Source organism: Rhodococcus globerulus NBRC 14531 (assembly GCF_001894805.1).
GTDB classification, from domain to species: domain Bacteria; phylum Actinomycetota; class Actinomycetes; order Mycobacteriales; family Mycobacteriaceae; genus Rhodococcus_F; species Rhodococcus_F globerula.
This window is the reverse complement of sequence record NZ_BCWX01000005.1, coordinates 66,250-82,823: the sequence shown is the minus strand read 5'-3', so window position 1 is coordinate 82,823 and position 16,574 is coordinate 66,250. Positions and strand designations below refer to the sequence as shown.

Here is a 16,574-nt window from a genome sequence, read left to right as displayed (position 1 = left end):
CACTGCCCCGTTCATGCCACTGCCCCGTTCATGCCACTGCCTCGGGATATCCGCCCATCCGCTCGAGATGGCTTTCTACGTCCTCGATGAATCCGGGAATGAAGCGAAGGTTGCCCATCCGTGCGCGTTTGAGGAAGCCCGCAGTAGCCCGAGCGGACAGCAACCGAGTGTCTTCGAGGAATCCGCTCAGATCCTCGTAGTCGTGTTGAACGGGCCACGTCGAGGTGTGGACGCGGAACGCTTGGCGGTTACGGCCCCACGCGGCACTCGGCCAGGCGTCGCCAGGTTCGAGGGGTGTCTCGTACTCCGCGTCGTATTCGATGGGATCGACCAGACGGCTACCCACCCACGACGCCATTCGCACGCTCACGGCATTTCCGACGAGCTTCCAGCGATGGCTGTGGCGTAGGCCGGGAACGTCGACGGCCGGCAGTGTCCAGTCGGGATCAAAACCCTGTAGACGTTCGGCGTCGACCAGGCCTGGTGTGACGATCTCACCGGACGGCAGCCGCACCGCCGGCTGGCTGGGAATTCCGACGGACGAACCGCCCTTGAGTGTCGGTACGGCGTTGACGGCCCAACCGAGTCCGCGGGTGCCCTCGGTCCAGTAGAAGCCGCACGGGAAATCGGCAGGGTCGCCGCCGAGTCGCTCACCGGCGTCTTGTCCGAAGAGGATTTCGCGGGGATCTTCGGTGCGCGATGCCAGCATGATGACGCGCTGGCGGCGCTGAGGGAGGCCGAATGCCCGGGCGTCGACAACGCGGTACGCCCACGTGTAACCGAGGTCTTCGAGAGCGTCGGTGATGTGCCGCATGGCTGCGCCCTTGCCTAGCTGCAGCATGAATGGCACGTTTTCGATGACCAGCCACCGTGGACCCTTTTTGCGCTTGACCAGTCGAAATACTTCGTCGACGAGGCCCGACCGGGCGCCGGTAATGCCCGCAGTCTTACCGGCCTGCGAGAGGTCCTGGCAGGGGAAACCGGCAGCAACCAAGTCGATATCGGCCGGGAGCGCGCGCAGTTTCGTGACGTCGCCGTGCAAAGGGACGTCCGAGAAACGGGAACGGAGAACTGCCTGGGCGCCCGGGTCGATTTCACACAGCAGTTCGGTGTTCCACCCGTGCTCCGACAGACCCAACTCGAGCCCACCGATACCGGCAAACAACCCCACCATGCTTTGCGACGACGTCACAGCACCCTTCCTCACGAACCGACTTGTAAGCACGTTACTCGAGAAGTCCGACAGCTTTTGCCACAACTTTTCGCGCACAGGCATTCCGCACGTATCGGTGGACGAATCGGGCTGTGAATCGCCTTACACACACAGTCCCAGGTCACCGACGCCGCGGAAAAGGTCCCTGATCGCGGTAATAATCACCAGCCAGCAGTGCTCTCGAGGGCATCGTCCATTACCGTGGTCGGGTGAGCATCCAACCTTCCGATAGCGCATCCTGGCCTGCGGTATTGACCTGGCAGGCGCACAACGCTCCTCGCATGGAGTCGGTACGCGTGCAGTTGAGCGGCAATCGCATCAAGGCGTCAGGCCGGATCATCGGTGGCGCGTGTAGCGAACATCCCGCATTCAGCGCCTCATATGACCTGGTCACAGACGAGGCGGGTATCACGCGCAGGTTGTCGGTGCGTACCGCCCTCGCTGCGGGTGAGCGTCAGATGTCGATCAGCCGAGACGAAGAAGGAACCTGGATGGTGGAGAACGGCGCCAACCATCAGCGCTCCTCCTTTTCCGGTGCGCTCGACGTCGACGTGATCCTCAGCCCGTTCTTCAACACCCTTCCCATCAGGCGCTTCGGCTTGCAGAACGACACCCAAGATGTCGAGGTTCCGGTTGTGTACGTCAACCTGCTGGATCTGCGAGTCGAAGCCGCAACCATCACGTACAGCAGCGGTACCGACGGCATCAGCGTGATGTCACCCGTATCGAGTGCAACGGTGACCGTCGACCACGAAGGATTCATCCTCGATTACCCAGGACTGGCCGGCCGGATCTGACAGTCGGGATCCAACAGCGGGAACCTACCTGCGTCGCTGGATCACGCCGCCGCGGCGGCCGGCGTCGCGCATCCGGTCGATCCAGTCGGATTCTCCGACGCGCACATCGGTGATGTCCCAACGCTCATGCGATTCGTAGGCTCCTCGCGCGGCGAACCCGGCATCGACGAGTTCCGCTGTCGAACCGTGCGCGTGCAGTTCGCTTCGCGCCCTCTGCAGTAGAGCAAGAGCCTCGTCCAGTGCGACCAGCAGAGCGTCGCGGTTGCCCTCGCACATCGCCCGCACCAGTCCCGGCGCACTGCCGGCCACGCGGGTGCCGTCGCGGAACGATCCGGCGGCCAACCCGAGCGCGAGTTCACCACCGGCGGCGCCGGTAATCGCCAACGATTCGGCGAGCAGGTGCGGCAGATGCGAAATCCGGGCCACAGCCCGGTCATGTTCGAGAGATTCGGCCGGAACGACGACGGAACCGCAGTCCAGAGCGAGGTCCGCGACCTGCGTCCACACATCTGCGTCGACGCCGTCGTCGGTGGCCACGACCCACACGGCGTCGATGAACAGGTCTGCGTCGCCAACCGCCCAGCCAGACGCGGAGGTTCCGGTCATGGGATGGCCGCCGACAAAGCGGGCACTCAGGCCACGACGCTCGACGGCTGCCTTCACCTCGCCCTTCACGCTTACGACGTCGGTGATCGGATTGTTCGGGGCATGTGCGGCAATGGCTTCGAGAGTGGCGTCGACGGCCGGCATGGGCACGGCGATCACGATGATTGCGCCGGTCTCCTGAGCTTTCCGAAGAGTGGCAGCAAGATCGGTGTTGGCTTCGAAACCGTCGGCGCGCGCTGCGTCGGCCGACTCGCTCGAACGGTTGTAACCCCACACCTCGCGGCCGGCGCGGGCAGCGGCGCGCAACAGCGAACCACCGATCAAACCGAGGCCGAGGACGCAGACGGGAGGGGCAGAATCGGTCGCAGACACCCGTTCAGGTTGGCATATCCGGGCGCGGACTTCACTCACGGGCACTAGCCGGGCTACCGTTGCGCCATGGGTGCACAGCGCGCGAGTAACAAGAGCGCCTCCTCGAACCAGTCGGAGGAGTTCGAAGGCTTCGGCGTGGCAGTGGTACGTGACGAAGGCAAGTGGACGGTCAAGGCTTTGACCTCTGCGGCTTTGACGTCGTTGTCGAGCGCCGAAACCGAACTCCGCGAGCTTCGTAGCTCGGGTGCCGTTTTCGGCCTAATCGACGTCGACGAAGAGTTCTTCATCATCTTGCGGCCTGCGCCGACGGGAACGCATCTGCTGATTTCCGACGCGACCGCCGCGATCGACTACGACATCGCAGCGGACGTCCTCGACGCGCTGAACGTTGAAATCCCCGACATCGATCCAGATGACCTCGACAATGTCGAGCCCTGGGAAGAGGGAGATCTGTCGGTCCTGGCTGATCTGGGGCTACCGGAACCCGTTCTCTCGGTGATCACTGCCGACACCGATCTGTACCCCGACGAGCAGTTGGCGATGATCGCGCAGCGACTCGGATTCGAATCCGAATTCTCTGCCGTGCTCGACAAGCTCCCACGGTAGATGTCACTCGCTGACGATCAGCGCATGATCCGTGCGGCCATCAGTGCCGCGCGCAGTGCATCGGTCTCCGACGTTCCCGTTGGTGCGGTTGTCTTCGACGCGGACGGCGTCGAGGTTGCCCGTGCGGCCAATGCGCGGGAAGCGTCGTCCGATCCCACGGCTCACGCGGAGATTCTTGCGTTGCGTGCAGCGGCGAAAATCTACGGCGACGGTTGGCGTCTGGAAGGTGCGACGCTCGCCGTCACTCTCGAGCCGTGCACGATGTGCGCCGGAGCGTTGGTTCTCGCCCGCGTCTCGAGGGTCGTTTTCGGGGCCTGGGAGCCCAAGACCGGTGCCGTCGGATCGCTGTGGGATGTCGTTCGGGACAGAAGATTGACCTACCGTCCGCAGGTGCGCGGTGGGGTGCTCGAAGACGAATGTGCTGGGCTTTTGGAGGATTTCTTCCGCGAGCAGCGGGGCTGATTCCGCTATTCCCGAGCGAGACGGATTCCACATCGGGGTGGCAGTAACCGGCAGACGCAGGCATGGTGGAGGACAGATGCCGTCACGGTATCTGCGAATTGCCGGAAGGTGATTTGTTTCGCGTTCACTCAAGGGAGTACTCGTGGGAATCGCAGACAAAGCTCAGAACAAGGCAGAAGATCTCGGCGGCAAGGCCAAGGAAGCTACTGGCAGTGTCACCGGCAACAAAGACCTCGAAAACGAAGGCAAAGGCGACCAGGTGAAATCGGCGGTCAAAGACGCTGGTGAGAAGGTCAAGGATGCTGCTTCCAGCGTCAAGGACAAGCTGACCTAACGATCCGCCACCAGGCGATTTCGGTCTCGGGCACACCATCCGGTAAAGTCACCAACGGTGGCGTGTCCGAGCGGCCTAAGGAGCACGCCTCGAAAGCGTGTGACGGGTAACCCCCGTCCGAGGGTTCAAATCCCTCCGCCACCGCCAAAAGCTCCCCACCTGTTCACACAGGTGGGGAGCTTTTTTTGTGTTTCTTGCCGGTGCTGCAGCTGCGTTGAGAGTCGCTCGACACAACGAGTAGGACACAACGAGTAGGACACAACGAGTAGGACGATCGAGACCCGCCTGCTGACAGTGGTGGGCAGTCAGAACCGCACGGTGAACACCACGTGCCGATCGTCGCGGGCCGCGCGCTGGAAAAAGTCCACCACTTCCTGCAGCCAACCCCAGGCGTACGTGCGCTCGTCCACGCCGTACTCCGGGTTGCGGTCGTCGAGCGGCATCGCGTCATAGCCTGCGCCGAACTCGAATTCGGTGATTTCCGCCAGGTACGAGGCGACTTCGGCGACCCGATTGGGCGTCATATAGGTAATCAGTTGGTCGTCGGTGTTCGTGTTGAGGTCCTCGTCCCCCAAGATCACGCCACATGCCGGCCAGTTCTCGGGCGCGCGCTGGTACCCGCCATCGGAGAGGGAGCACAGGATCGGGTCCCACGCCTTGTCCGTGTCGCATGAGAACTCGGAGCGCCCTGTCTCCTCGATGTCCTCGACCAACGCATCGAGTCTGTCGTCGTCGCCACGTGCGTCGAGAAGTTCCGTTGCCACGTGGTCTGAAAGCGCGAAATGTACCCCAAGTTCCATGGCGTGATGCTAACGGCTGCCCCTGGTGGTCAACTCGGGTTCAAATCCCTCCGCCACCGCCAAAAGCTCCCCTGAGGCGCCTGAGCAGCCAGCGCCCGTGATTCTCGCTTCGGGAGAGGCGGATTACGGTGCTGCGGCGTAGAACGACTCATGGGCTCCTGGTTGGTCAGTGATTACCGAGGTCACTGACCAACCAGGAGCCCGCGAATGCGATCACCACAGGCGATCCTGGGAGCCGTGGCAGGAAGCAGGATCTTCCGTGGATTCTGCAAGGTCCACGAGGCGGCGCAGATTGCGTCGACGTGCCAACGTGAGGGGACTATTAGCTATGTCGGGCGGATGGGTCGCCCCGACGCATGGGGTGTCACTACTGACCGTTGGCAAGTTCCCGCAGTTTTTGGCGCGACACCTTGCCCGCGGCCGATCGCGGAAAGTCCACGACAAAGATGTACTCGCGCGGTCGCTTGAAGCCGGCGATCTGCTCACGTACGTGTTGGTCCAGCTTTGCGCGGAGGTCTTCGTCGTCGTTGAATCCGGACGCCAATTGGACGATCGCCACCACTCGTTGGCCCCACTCCGGGTCGGAGACGCCGATGACTCCGACGTCGGCAACGTCTGGATGTTCGAGCAGTGCGCCCTCGACTTCCGCTGGATACACGTTCACGCCGCCGGAGAGAATCAGGTCTGCGCGCCGATCCAATATGTACAGGTAGCCGTCGTCGTCGAAGCGTCCGACATCTCCCGACGTAGTGAATTCGCCCCACTGCGCAGCAGCGGTCTTCTCCGGATCTCCCAAGTATTCGAATGGGCTGGTCTTGAAATAGATAGTGCCCTCTTCACCGGGGGGAGCCTGCTCTCCGTCCAGCCCTCGGAGCACTACGGCGCTCGGGTCCGGTCGCCCGACGGTGCCCGGATGTTCGAGCCACTCGGCGGTGGAGCACACGCACACGAGCCCCTCGGTGGAGCCGAGATATTCAACCAGAACCGGACCGAACCAATCGATCATGGCGCGCTTGGTTGCCGGAGGACACGGAGCCCCGGCATGAAAAAGAACATCGACACTCGAGATATCACAGCTGTTACGAACGCCTGCCGGTAAATCGAGAAGCCGCTGAAAATGCGTGGGAACCATATGGGAGGAAGTAATGGCTTTGTCGCTGATCGTTCGAAGCACCGTTTCGGCATCGAAGCCAGGCAAGACGTACAGCGTGTGCCCAGCATGCAACAGAGAAAGTGAAACACCGCCCGGCGCAGCGTGATACACGGGCGAGCACACCAAATGCCGTCCAGGTCCATGGGGTATTCCCACGTTCCCGAAGAACGGACCGGTCGCCTGGAGCGGGCTCTCGGGCGTTGCATCGATCATCGGGCGGCGGACGCCCTTCGGTCGGCCAGTTGTGCCGGAGGTGTACATCATCGCCGAGCCCAGCGAGCGGGTGGCGGGAGTTTCGTCGGCGAAGAGGGTAAAGGCTTCGTAGCTGGACCAGTCGGCCGGCGCGCCACCGATAACCACGCGGTGCGGAACTGCGTCCTCTATCCGGCCGACAACCTTGTCGGCGAGCTCTGCGTGAACAATAAGGACGGACGCGTCGCAATCGCGCACGATGTACTCGACTTCAGGTCCCGCCAGATGAGTATTGATCGGAACGAAATACAAACCACTTTGCGTGCATGCCAGAGTAATTTCGTAGAACTCGGTACCGTTCAACAGTAGACCCGCGACGACATCGCCTCTGGTCAACCCCAGATCGGCGAACTTGTTGCTGAGCTGGTTGGCCTTACTGACAAGCTCACCGAAAGTTGTTGTCTTGCCTTCCATAACGATCGCGGGCCGACTGGGATCACGTTGGCCCAGAAGCCAGGCGCCGGGCATTGCTATGCCCGTCGGCTGTTGGCGATCCTCGCGCTCGCTGTTGACCACGGTAGACATGAATGTCCTCTTTCCTGGAGGGATATCGGTGACTATTGCGAAGTGTTCGTAATTTTTTCGGACGTGTGCGTTCGCCCACGCATTCCAAGTACCACTGGAAATCCGATGGCAACCAATGTCCAGCACTCTGTGGACATTGGTTGCCAAAGGTCGACCGCATAGCGGCTAGTGGCGCGAAGGTCCCGTGATCACCTGCAGTTCGGTGAAACTGTGTAGACCCCAAGGGCCATTTTCGACTCCGATGCCACTGGACTTGTGACCGCCGAACGGGAGATGCGGTAGAACACCGCTGCCATGCCCGTTGATCGAGACCTGACCGGCGTCGATCTGCGGAGCGAGCCTTGCGGCATGTTCGGCGTCGCCCGACCACACGGACGCGGTAAGTCCGTACTCTCCGCGGTTGGCGCGGACGATGACGTCGGCCTCGTCTCGGAACGAGACGATGGGAAGCGCCGGACCGAACTGCTCTTCGTCGACGATGCGCATACCGTCGTCGACCTGGTCGAGGATGGTCGGCTGATGAAAGTAACCCTTGCGGTCGATTGGTCCACCGCCGGCGGCGGCCCTCGCACCGTTGTTCAACGCATCCGCAACCAAGGTCTTGACCAGATCGAATTGCGGCTTGTTGTTGATGGGCCCGAGCACCGTTCCGTCGACAGTGCCCTCGTCGACCTTGACGGATTTGGCAATTTCACTGAGGGCCTCGACCAGTTGAGGCTGAATACTTTCGTGTGCGTACACGCGCTTGACGGCCAGACAGATCTGCCCGTTGTTGTTGAATGCGCTTTGGAACAGGCTGGGTGCGATCTTCTCGACGTCCACGTCTCCGAGAATGACGGCGGGATCGTTTCCACCGAGTTCCAGAGTGATGCGCTTGAGGCCGTCTGCAGCCCCGAGAGCGACCTTTCGCCCGACCGAGGTCGAACCGGTGAAACTGACTTTGCGCGGAACTGGGTGCGAAACCATAGTTGCGCCAAGCGGATCCGGCCCGGTGACCACGTTGAGTACACCGTCAGGGAAGGTGCCACGAAGGACGTTGGCGAGCGCAAGCGTTGCCAGCGGTGTGTACGGAGAGGGCTTGACGACGATAGTGTTGCCCGCGCGCAGTGCCGGCGCGATCTTCCACATCGCAAGCGCGATCGGAAAGTTCCACGGGGTTATGGCACTGACGACCCCCATCGGTCGACGGGTGACCTCCTCGAAGCCCTCGGCATCGTCTCGGATGATTTCCCGAGGGATGTCGAGATCGGCGTAGTAGCGCAGCCACATCGCCGCGACGCCGAATTCCATTGCGGCATCGGTGAGGGGCTTGCCCTGCTCCATCGTCAGGATCGGGGCAAGTTCGCCGATCCGGCTCTCGATGACGTCTGCGGCTCGGCGCAATGAGTCACGCCGAAATTCGTCGTCGAACCGCCAAGATTCGTACGCGGTCAGAGCCGCGGCGAACACACCGTCGAGCTGATCCGGCGTGACGGACGGTGCCTGTGCGAATACCTCACCCGTCGCGGGATTGATCACCCCGAAGCTACCCGTGGTAGGGAGATCGCGTCCGTTCGATGTTGCTGCGGCAGACAAGAATAGCGAATCCGTTGAGGTCATTCTCGATCCATTTCGTGGTCAGTGGTGCGCCGGCGTCAGCACCGGCTTGATTGCCTTGCCGGAGAGCGAATCCTCCACGGCCTGGTTGATCTGATCGAGCGTGTAGGTCTGGACGAGCTTGTCGAAGGGGAACCAACCGCGTTGCCACAGATCCACCAGCTGCGGGAGAAAGACCTGCGGGACCGAACTCCCTTCCAGCACATACGTCACTGACTTGCCTGCCAACAGAACTGGGTCGATGTCGAGCTTTCCGGAACCGCCGCCCACCAACACCGCCTTACCCGGGGTGTCGAGGATGCTGACAGCCGTTGTGATGACAGAGGTCACTGCGGTCGTTTCGAAGGAGAAGTCAAGTCCACGCCCGCCGTTCTTGATTGCCTCGACGAGATCCGGTGCATCGCCGCGCACCGTTCGGGTAGCACCAACTTCTACAGCCGTTTCGAGCCGAGAGTCGACCAGGTCGACCACGACGATGTCACGGGCACCTGCAGCCTTGGCTGCCATCACTGCCGCAAGTCCGACACCACCGGCTCCGAACACTGCAATACTTTGTCCAGCAGCCAGTTTCATTTCGTTGAGAACCGAACCAGCGCCCGTCTGCAAGCCGCAGCCGAGAGGACCGAGAAGCTCGAGCGGCAGCGCTTTGTCGACCACGACCACATTGCGTTCGGTTGCAATGGCGTGCGTGGCAAAGGACGACTGCCCGAACCACCGGTTCGCCACCGGGTTGCCATTCCGATCGAGCGCACCGGTACTGAGATCCGCGCGGCGCCCCGTGAGGTTTCGAGACATGAATTCGTCGCAGTAGGAAGGGCTTCCGGCAAGGCAGTTGCGGCAGCGACCGCAGGATTCGAAACTCATCAGCACGTGGTCGCCGACTTCGACGCCTCTGACCGCGCTGCCGACCGCTTCGACGATGCCGGAACCTTCGTGGCCGAGAATGATCGGCCCGGTCTGCGCCAGGAAATTGGGATCCCGTAGCAGAAGGTCGGTGTGGCACAACCCGGCGCCGACCACCTTGACGAGAAGTTCGTCCGACTCCAGCGGCCCGAGCTCCACTTCCTCGAGTTCGAACTTGCCGTCGCTGTCACGCAGAACGGCGGCTATTGCGGTAGTGGTCATGATTTCTTCTCCGTGGGATTAACGAGCTCGAGCGCATCTGCCCAGACGCCTTTACCTGCGATAATGCGACGCAGCTTCATGATCTTGCGTTGTTCGTTCAAGGTGGCAGCGCCGACCAGTCGATCGCCCGAGCGGTACAGCGCCACAAATTTGTCAGTGTCAGGATCACCGGAGGCAAAGACCACTTCATCGGCGACTGCCGTGCCGACGAACTGGATGCGGCTCTGATACCAGTCGCTCCAGAAATAGGGGACGGTCTCGTACGGCTTGGCATCTTCCGGCGCAACGGCATTGATGGCAGCCTGGTGCGCCTGATCGGCAGCATTGGTCCAGTTCTCGAGCCGCACAGACAGTCCGTCGAATGCAGGGTTGGGCCAGTGGACGACATCGCCCGCCGCATAGACGTCTTCAAGCGAGGTCTGAAGGAACTCGTTTGCCATCACTCCACCATCCACCGGGTGCAGTTCGATACCCGAATCTGCCAGCCACCCCGTCGCGGGAGACGCTCCCACACCGACGACAACAAGCTCAGCCGGCAACGAAGTGCCGGTACTCAGCCGGACCGCCTCGACGTGAGTGGTGCCGATCAGCCCCTCGACCTGAACATTGCACAGGAGTGGAATTCCGTTGCGTTCGTGAAGCTTTGCGAGCGCCTGGCCAACGGTCTCGCCGACTGCACGGACGAGTGGAATGGGGGCGGCCTCGACGATCGTCACGTCTGCGCCGCGATCTCGGGCGGACGAGGCGAGCTCGGATCCGATGAATCCGGCGCCAACTATCACGAGTTTGATTCCAGGGCGGAGTCTTTCACGAAGGGCGAGTGCGTCATCGAGAGTGCGAAGCCCGACAACGCCCTCCAGATCCGGCATGTCAGGAAGAGAGCGTGGTGACGCACCTGTCGCAATGATCAACTTCTGGTACGGAAGCCAGTCGTTGTCACCAACACGCACGCGGTGCGATGCGGGGTCCAGTCCCGTCGCCGGCGCCCCGAGGCGAAGCTTCACATCGAGGGCGGCGAGCTCCTCGGCCGAAGTGTGATAGTCGGGCGCGGCGCCGTCTTTCAGGAACTGCTTGCTCAGGGGAGGCCGGTCGTAGGGAAGATGGAACTCGTCGCCGACCAGCGTGATCGGTCCCGCGAACCCCGCTTGACGGGCGGACTCCGCAGCCCGCAGACCGGCCAGTGACGCCCCGACGACAACCAGTCCGGCTCCATGATCGATATCTGTTGCGTTCACGATCATGTCTCGTCGAGTGTCAGAGCTTTGGCCGGACATGCGCGAACAGCCTCCCGGGCGAGGTTCTCGTCACCGGCATCGACCAACTCCTTGTGGAGAATCAGTGAACCGTCGTCCGCCACCTCGAAGTAGTCCTCGGCTACCGATTCGCAGATTCCGATTCCTGTGCACCGCCCGCGATCGACAATGATTTTCATAGCGTCGTTCCTGTTCTTTGCTGGAGTTTGTTATACGCGTACCGGGAGGTGCTTGATCCCGTTGATGAAGTCGCTGAAGAGGTACACCGGCTCGCCGACCTCCATAGCAGGAAGTTTGGTGAGGATTTGTGAGTACAGTGCCCGCAGTTGGGCTTTGGCGACCATGTGGCCGAGGCAGTAGTGGACCCCGCCGCCGCCGAAGGAAACATGGTTGTTAGTGAAACTGCGCTGCAAATCGAATCGATGGGGATCCTCGAAGACGTCCTCATCCCGGTTTCCCGAGCCGTAGAACATGACGACCTTGTCGCCCCTTTTGAGCTGAGTTCCACCCAGTTCGAAGTCCTGAGTGGCCGTGCGCGCGAAGTTCTGGACGGGTGAAGCGTGGCGAATGAACTCCTCGATCGACTGCGCGATGCGGCCGTCGAAGTCTTCTGTCAGCCATCGCTTCTGGTCCGGATTCTTGTGCAGTGACAAGGCGGTGTGGCTGGTGGTCTGTTTGGTGGTGTCATTGCCGGCGACGCTGAGCAGGACCATCGTTGAGGCGATTTCGAGCTCGGAGAGAGGTTTGCCGTCGAACTCGGCGTTTGCCAGCGCAGTTGCGATGTCGTCGGCCGGATTCTCACGACGGAAATTGACCAAGTCATTGCCGATCTCCGACAGTCTTTCCATCTGTTGCATGGCGTACTCGGCCGGTGTCAGATCCGCTGGGCATTCGTCCGGGTCACCTGCGTTGACGAAGTTGTCGCCCGCTTTGGCGAACTCTTCGACCAGACTCTCGGGGACGCCGACAAGATCGGCGACAGTGAGCATCGGCAACTTCGACGCGACTTCTTCGACAAAGTCGAACTCGCCCGCACCGACGACTCGGCCGACGATCTGCTCGGCGCGTTCTTCGATCTTCTCGCGTAGACGCTTGACGGCCTTCGGAGTGAACGCCGAGCTGATTACCTGGCGGTATCGGGTGTGGTAGGGCGGATCCATCACGAGGAAGGTTGGGGCACCGACTGTTTCGCGGTCAATTGGCGGGAACATTACACCCCGCGCCGAGTCCTGATCGGAGCTGAAGATTTCGTGATTCTGGCTTACGAAGGCGATATCGGCACTTTTGACGAGTGCCCAGAACCCTTTCTCGCTGTCGTCGGGTTTGAAATGCGGGCGTTCCATCGGCTTGTGCCAGCTCACCGGAGCATTCTCGCGCAGCCAGGCGAATGTCTTGTCCCGCTCGGCAAATGTCCGACCCCAGAACTCGACACTTGTGACATCGATGTTCGGGGCAGTCACCGGGTGGTCGGTGAATGGAAGTGAGGTGGTCATGCAGGTACCTTTCCGTGGCTCCTGGCGGGGATTTGTTCGGTCGACGAGGTTCCTGATCGTCGCAGGTGTTGCGTTCTGGGACAGAAGATTTCCCTCACGGACGCCGATTCGAGAGAACCAAACTGCCGGCGGCGCCGAAGAAGTATCCGACTCCCTGGACGAAGCTGATTTCGACTTCGGGAACCTGCTCGCAGGCCTCCCCGCGTAGCTGACGGACCGCCTCCTGGATGGCGAACATTCCGTACATCCCGCTGTGTGTGTACGACATTCCACCGCCGTTGGTGTTCATCGGAAGTCGGCCTCCCTTGGACGTATGTCCTTCGGCGACAAAGTCTCCCGATTCACCGTGACCGACAAACCCGAGATCCTCGAGCATGTAGAGCGGAACGTGGGCGAAGGCGTCGTATGCCATCAGGTGGTCGACATCGTCGCGGGTGATTCCCGCGGTGGCGAAGGCATCGGCGCCGGCATCACGGAATGCACGGAACGATCCGGGCTCGTGCATCTGCGAAACCAGTGGGCCTTCGGCAGATTCGCCGGAACCGAGCAGGTACACATGCCGATCGGATCCCGGCATGTCTGCCGCCCGTTCGGCACTGGTCAGGATCACGGCGCCGCCACCGTCGGTGAGCACACAGCACATGTCACGGGTAAACGGGTAGGCCACCGGTGGACCGGACAGCACTTCATCCACAGACGTCGGCTTGCGACGGAAAGCTCGCGGATTGTCGAGGGCCCAGTTGCGCTGTGCAACAACAACCTCAGCCAGGTGCTCAAGCGTCATTCCGCGGTCATGCAGAAAGCGCAGCGCCGGGACTGTAAAGGTCGAGTACGGCATATTTGCGCCGTAGACGGCCTCGAACTGACCGGTCATGGAATCCAAAGGCGTCAAGTATGGTGGAGCGCCAACGCGGGACCGTCCGGACTCGCCATGCGTCACGAGCACGACGTCAGCGGCACCGGAAGCAATGGCGGCCGCGGCGTGACGCACATGAAGCATAAAACTGCATCCACCAACGCCTGTTCCGTCCAGCCAATGAGGCGTGATACCCAGGTGGTGACTGACTTCCATCGGAAGCAGGCCGGTGGTAGCGACGCCGTCGATGTCCGCTGGCGTGAGGCCTGCGTCGGCCATTGCGTTGCGGGCGGCATTGGCATGGAGATCGAGGATGGACATGCCTGGCAATACACCGATTTCCGTCGTCTCCGACGCACCGACGATCACGATGTTTCCGTTGTGCATAGATGTCACATGGCTTGTTGTCATCTGGCGGACTCCTGCAGCGGCGTGAACATGGGGAGCTTCGTGTCTCCACGTTCGACGAACGTGACTTCGAGCGCGAGGTCGAGCGGGAGGTTCCCGGGGTCGGCATCCACCCCGATCACGTTGCTCATCAATTGTGGTCCCTCGTCGAGTTCGACCAGTGCGACGACGATGGGGGTCTCGGAATCGAACGGGGGAATCGGTCGGTAGTTGATTACGTAGGACACCAGTCGGCCTCGGCCGCTGACAGGGGTCCACACCACGTCGTCGGAGTTGCAATGCGGGCAGAAAGGTCGTGGATAAAAGTAGTGCTGTGTGCACGACTGGCAGCGTTGAATCGTGAGTTCCTCCCGCTGCGCACCCTCCCAATAGGGAGCGGTGGCCGGGGTCGGAACCGGTACAGGCCCTGTCATCGACAGTCCTTTCGTCGTATGGGTCTGGGATCAACTCATGAAGGTATTCAACGGAATTCAGTCCGTTAGCGTTGCAAAAAGAACATGTGCCGTTACTGTTCGCGTAAAGAAATACGTACCGTTACGTTTCATTTAAAGGAACACGTTCCGCTAGTTTTGCCTAAACGGAACGCGTTCTGTCACGACCAGAGTGATCCAGTTCATCCTTTATGTCAAGGCCTGGTCGAAAATCCGAAAAATCGAACTGTCCTCCTTGGATGAGAGACTTGCCAATCACATACGTAACGTGTTCTCTTTAGTTGGAGAGCGTTGTAAGGCAACGTTTTCGGCGTTCTCGTCGATCCGAATCACACTTACCGTCCGGTAACCCCGGTCCGCTCCTGCGGAATATCACTTGGATGAAATCGAGGTTCTACATGCCGATCGACAGCTCACTCGTCGGACGCACCGGCAAACCTGTCTGGAAGAGTTGGACGTCGAAAGACGCACTGCTGTATGCCCTGGGTGTCGGCGCCGGTCAGCCTGACCCGCTGGACGAGCTGGAGTTCACCACAGAGAACAGTGAGGGCATAAAGCAGATGGTGCTCCCGACCTTTGCCAATGTGGCTTTGTCGGGCGACGACTCCTTGCTACCCGACGATGTGGACTTCACCAAGGTGTTGCATGCATCGCAAGCGCTCAGCCTGACGGGCCCGCTTCCGACCGACGGCCGCGTTGAAACCACTGGCACGATCACCGGCGTCTACGACAAGGGTTCCGGTGCCTTGATCATGACGGAGACCGTTGCCCGCGACTCTGTCGGCCAGATCGTGGGAACTCTCGAGTCCGGGTTGTTCTTGCGAGGCTACGGGGGGTTCGGCGGTGAGCGAGGGCCGTCGACCGCATGGGAATTGCCAACGGGCAAACCGGATCACGTTGTCACATACACGACTCGACCGGACCAGGCGCTGCTCTACCGACTCGGTGGCGACCGGAATCCCTTGCATTCGGACCCGGCATTCAGTGCCCGCGGTGGGTTCAATATTCCCATCTTGCACGGAATGTGCACCTATGGCTACGCCGGCCGGGCCCTCCTGCATGTTGTGGCCGATTCGGACCCGAAACGCTTCACTGGGATGTCCGGGCGGTTCACCAAATCCGTGTTGCCCGGACAGTCGATTACCACCTCGATCTGGAACGACGGCAAAGGCGTTCGGTTCCGGACGGTCGACGATCTCGGTGACGTCGTCATCGACATGGGCACCGCCACAATCCGCTGACTCTCCACTCCATAACGATTCGCCGCGATGTTCGTCGAGGCACTAACAAAGGAAAGATTCATGGGTTCACTCGAAGGTCGCGTAGCGATCATTACCGGCGGCGGACGAGGCATCGGCGCGTCGATCAGCAAGTTGTTCGCCGCACAGGGCGCAAAGCTTGTCATCAACGACCTCGGCTCGTCACCGGACGGCCAGGGCGGGGACCAGGGACCGGCGCGTGACGTCGCTGCTGAAATTGTTGCCGGTGGCGGTGCCGCTGTCGCAGACGGCGGAGACATCGCCGACGTCGCGACCGGTCAGCGGCTGGTCGATCTCGCACTGGAGAACTACGGCAAGCTGGACATTCTTGTCAACGTTGCGGGAATCCTGCGTGACAAGATGATCTTCAACCTCCCGGAAGAAGACTGGGATGCGGTCATCCGCGTGCATCTGCGTGGCCACTTCAGCACCATCAAGCCGGCGGCAGCTTACTGGCGTTCGCTGCGGAATCCCGACGGCCACTTCCGCATCATCAACTTCACTTCCGATTCCGCACTGCAGGGTTCGCCGGGTCAGCCGAACTATGCGGCAGCCAAGATGGGCATTGTCGGCTTGACTGCCTCCACGGCGAATGCCCTGGCGCGATACGGCGTGACGGCCAACGCTATCGCTCCGGGTGCCGCCACCCGACTGACACAAACCATCCCCGACGAGAAGCAACTGGGATTCGACGCCGCCCCCGGCAACGACTCGCCGGACAATATTGCGCCCATCGTCACGTACCTCGCCGGTACGAGTTCCGATTGGCTGTCGGGCCGCACCCTCGGCGCCTCCGGCCTCGAGGTGAAGTTGTGGAACAACCCCGACGTCATTGCCTCGGTGTCGTCGGACGGGCCATGGGACCTCGACGACTTGGCCGCCAAGGTCGAAGGGGAGTTCCGACCGCTGGCAGACGGCCTGCACCCGTCCTTGTTCATGAGCCAGGTTCCTAGCTGACCAACGCATACTCGGCGAGAACGAGTACCGGACGCTGAGCGTGTGAACTGGGGTTGGGGCCGGGACGATATCGTGG

The 16,574-nt window shown here is 61.4% G+C and carries 17 protein-coding genes and 1 tRNA gene; 7 read left to right on the top strand and 11 right to left on the bottom strand.

The genetic code is table 11. The features are described 5' to 3' along the window. Window positions 1–28 precede the first annotated feature (28 nt). Entirely contained in the window at window positions 29–1,174 is a 1,146-nt protein-coding gene (locus tag RG2_RS24145) for a DNA cytosine methyltransferase (protein WP_172936952.1), read from the bottom strand. Between the two features lie 248 nt (window positions 1,175–1,422). Here RG2_RS24145 and RG2_RS24140 point away from each other — a divergent pair, with 248 nt between their 5' ends. After that, entirely contained in the window at window positions 1,423–2,010 is a 588-nt protein-coding gene (locus RG2_RS24140) for a putative glycolipid-binding domain-containing protein (RefSeq protein ID WP_072782699.1), read from the top strand. A 24-nt stretch (window positions 2,011–2,034) separates the two neighbouring features. On the opposite strand, the gene RG2_RS24135 is transcribed toward RG2_RS24140, so the two are convergent. Then, complete coding sequence (locus tag RG2_RS24135; protein WP_033235223.1) at window positions 2,035–3,006, bottom strand: prephenate dehydrogenase; 972 nt, start codon at window positions 3,004–3,006, stop codon at window positions 2,035–2,037. A 48-nt stretch (window positions 3,007–3,054) separates the two neighbouring features. Between RG2_RS24135 and RG2_RS24130 the strand changes: the two genes are divergently transcribed. From RG2_RS24130 to RG2_RS24115, 4 genes are all read left to right on the top strand, one after another. Further along, window positions 3,055–3,594 (top strand): tRNA adenosine deaminase-associated protein, encoded by a 540-nt coding sequence (locus RG2_RS24130; protein ID WP_033235104.1) that lies wholly within the window; start codon window positions 3,055–3,057, stop codon window positions 3,592–3,594. Beyond that, window positions 3,595–4,056 (top strand): nucleoside deaminase, encoded by a 462-nt coding sequence (locus RG2_RS24125; RefSeq protein WP_033235103.1) that lies wholly within the window; start codon window positions 3,595–3,597, stop codon window positions 4,054–4,056. A 142-nt stretch (window positions 4,057–4,198) separates the two neighbouring features. Next, window positions 4,199–4,390 carry a CsbD family protein gene (locus tag RG2_RS24120; protein ID WP_033235102.1) on the top strand — a complete coding sequence of 64 codons (192 nt, stop codon included), beginning with the start codon at window positions 4,199–4,201 and terminating at the stop codon, window positions 4,388–4,390. A 56-nt stretch (window positions 4,391–4,446) separates the two neighbouring features. Beyond that, window positions 4,447–4,537 (top strand) — tRNA-Ser (locus RG2_RS24115). A 158-nt stretch (window positions 4,538–4,695) separates the two neighbouring features. Here the strand turns inward: RG2_RS24115 and RG2_RS24110 are convergent. The 9 genes from RG2_RS24110 to RG2_RS24070 all read right to left on the bottom strand — a co-directional run bounded on the left by RG2_RS24110 (window position 4,696) and on the right by RG2_RS24070 (window position 14,264). Further along, entirely contained in the window at window positions 4,696–5,190 is a 495-nt protein-coding gene (locus tag RG2_RS24110; RefSeq protein WP_033235101.1) for a DUF1877 family protein, read from the bottom strand. Between the two features lie 367 nt (window positions 5,191–5,557). Continuing rightward, complete coding sequence (locus RG2_RS24105) at window positions 5,558–7,120, bottom strand: AMP-binding protein (RefSeq protein WP_051730583.1); 1,563 nt, start codon at window positions 7,118–7,120, stop codon at window positions 5,558–5,560. A gap of 165 nt (window positions 7,121–7,285) precedes the next feature. Beyond that, a complete protein-coding gene (locus RG2_RS24100; protein WP_033235100.1) occupies window positions 7,286–8,719 on the bottom strand; it encodes an aldehyde dehydrogenase family protein in 1,434 nt (477 codons plus the stop codon). 18 nt (window positions 8,720–8,737) lie between these two features. Further along, complete coding sequence (locus RG2_RS24095; protein ID WP_024488211.1) at window positions 8,738–9,841, bottom strand: NAD(P)-dependent alcohol dehydrogenase; 1,104 nt, start codon at window positions 9,839–9,841, stop codon at window positions 8,738–8,740. Next, window positions 9,838–11,082, bottom strand: coding sequence for an NAD(P)/FAD-dependent oxidoreductase (locus RG2_RS24090; protein ID WP_045066429.1), 1,245 nt, complete (start codon window positions 11,080–11,082; stop codon window positions 9,838–9,840). The genes RG2_RS24095 and RG2_RS24090 overlap by 4 nt, the downstream gene beginning before the upstream one ends. Beyond that, on the bottom strand, window positions 11,079–11,273 hold the full coding sequence (locus RG2_RS24085) for a ferredoxin (RefSeq protein ID WP_033235099.1): 195 nt from the start codon (window positions 11,271–11,273) through the stop codon (window positions 11,079–11,081). Before RG2_RS24085 ends, RG2_RS24090 begins: the two co-directional genes overlap by 4 nt. 30 nt (window positions 11,274–11,303) lie before the next feature. After that, window positions 11,304–12,587, bottom strand: coding sequence for a cytochrome P450 (locus tag RG2_RS24080; RefSeq protein WP_045066434.1), 1,284 nt, complete (start codon window positions 12,585–12,587; stop codon window positions 11,304–11,306). A 94-nt stretch (window positions 12,588–12,681) separates the two neighbouring features. Continuing rightward, entirely contained in the window at window positions 12,682–13,854 is a 1,173-nt protein-coding gene (locus RG2_RS24075; RefSeq protein WP_033235098.1) for a thiolase C-terminal domain-containing protein, read from the bottom strand. Continuing rightward, the gene (locus tag RG2_RS24070; protein ID WP_033235097.1) at window positions 13,851–14,264 is read right to left on the bottom strand and encodes a Zn-ribbon domain-containing OB-fold protein; all 414 of its coding nucleotides are present in this window, start codon (window positions 14,262–14,264) and stop codon (window positions 13,851–13,853) included. The genes RG2_RS24075 and RG2_RS24070 overlap by 4 nt, the downstream gene beginning before the upstream one ends. 398 nt (window positions 14,265–14,662) lie before the next feature. Here RG2_RS24070 and RG2_RS24065 point away from each other — a divergent pair, with 398 nt between their 5' ends. Both RG2_RS24065 and RG2_RS24060 read left to right on the top strand, forming a co-directional pair. Beyond that, window positions 14,663–15,523, top strand: coding sequence for a MaoC family dehydratase (locus RG2_RS24065; protein ID WP_230590191.1), 861 nt, complete (start codon window positions 14,663–14,665; stop codon window positions 15,521–15,523). 60 nt (window positions 15,524–15,583) lie between these two features. Next, a complete protein-coding gene (locus tag RG2_RS24060; protein WP_033235096.1) occupies window positions 15,584–16,498 on the top strand; it encodes an SDR family NAD(P)-dependent oxidoreductase in 915 nt (304 codons plus the stop codon). Window positions 16,499–16,574 lie beyond the last annotated feature (76 nt).

Bases quoted from the DNA above. Each gene is read 5' to 3' on its own strand.
- RG2_RS24145 (WP_172936952.1), bottom strand. From the start codon at position 1,174: ATGGTGGGGTTGTTTGCCGGTATCGGTGGGCTCGAGTTGGGTCTGTCG.
- RG2_RS24130 (WP_033235104.1), top strand. From the start codon at position 3,055: ATGGGTGCACAGCGCGCGAGTAACAAGAGCGCCTCCTCGAACCAGTCG.
- RG2_RS24125 (WP_033235103.1), top strand. From the start codon at position 3,595: ATGTCACTCGCTGACGATCAGCGCATGATCCGTGCGGCCATCAGTGCC.
- RG2_RS24110 (WP_033235101.1), bottom strand. From the start codon at position 5,190: ATGGAACTTGGGGTACATTTCGCGCTTTCAGACCACGTGGCAACGGAA.
- RG2_RS24105 (WP_051730583.1), bottom strand. From the start codon at position 7,120: ATGTCTACCGTGGTCAACAGCGAGCGCGAGGATCGCCAACAGCCGACG.
- RG2_RS24100 (WP_033235100.1), bottom strand. From the start codon at position 8,719: ATGACCTCAACGGATTCGCTATTCTTGTCTGCCGCAGCAACATCGAAC.
- RG2_RS24095 (WP_024488211.1), bottom strand. From the start codon at position 9,841: ATGACCACTACCGCAATAGCCGCCGTTCTGCGTGACAGCGACGGCAAG.
- RG2_RS24090 (WP_045066429.1), bottom strand. From the start codon at position 11,082: ATGATCGTGAACGCAACAGATATCGATCATGGAGCCGGACTGGTTGTC.
- RG2_RS24085 (WP_033235099.1), bottom strand. From the start codon at position 11,273: ATGAAAATCATTGTCGATCGCGGGCGGTGCACAGGAATCGGAATCTGC.
- RG2_RS24080 (WP_045066434.1), bottom strand. From the start codon at position 12,587: ATGACCACCTCACTTCCATTCACCGACCACCCGGTGACTGCCCCGAAC.
- RG2_RS24075 (WP_033235098.1), bottom strand. From the start codon at position 13,854: ATGACAACAAGCCATGTGACATCTATGCACAACGGAAACATCGTGATC.
- RG2_RS24070 (WP_033235097.1), bottom strand. From the start codon at position 14,264: ATGACAGGGCCTGTACCGGTTCCGACCCCGGCCACCGCTCCCTATTGG.
- RG2_RS24065 (WP_230590191.1), top strand. From the start codon at position 14,663: ATGAAATCGAGGTTCTACATGCCGATCGACAGCTCACTCGTCGGACGC.
- RG2_RS24060 (WP_033235096.1), top strand. From the start codon at position 15,584: ATGGGTTCACTCGAAGGTCGCGTAGCGATCATTACCGGCGGCGGACGA.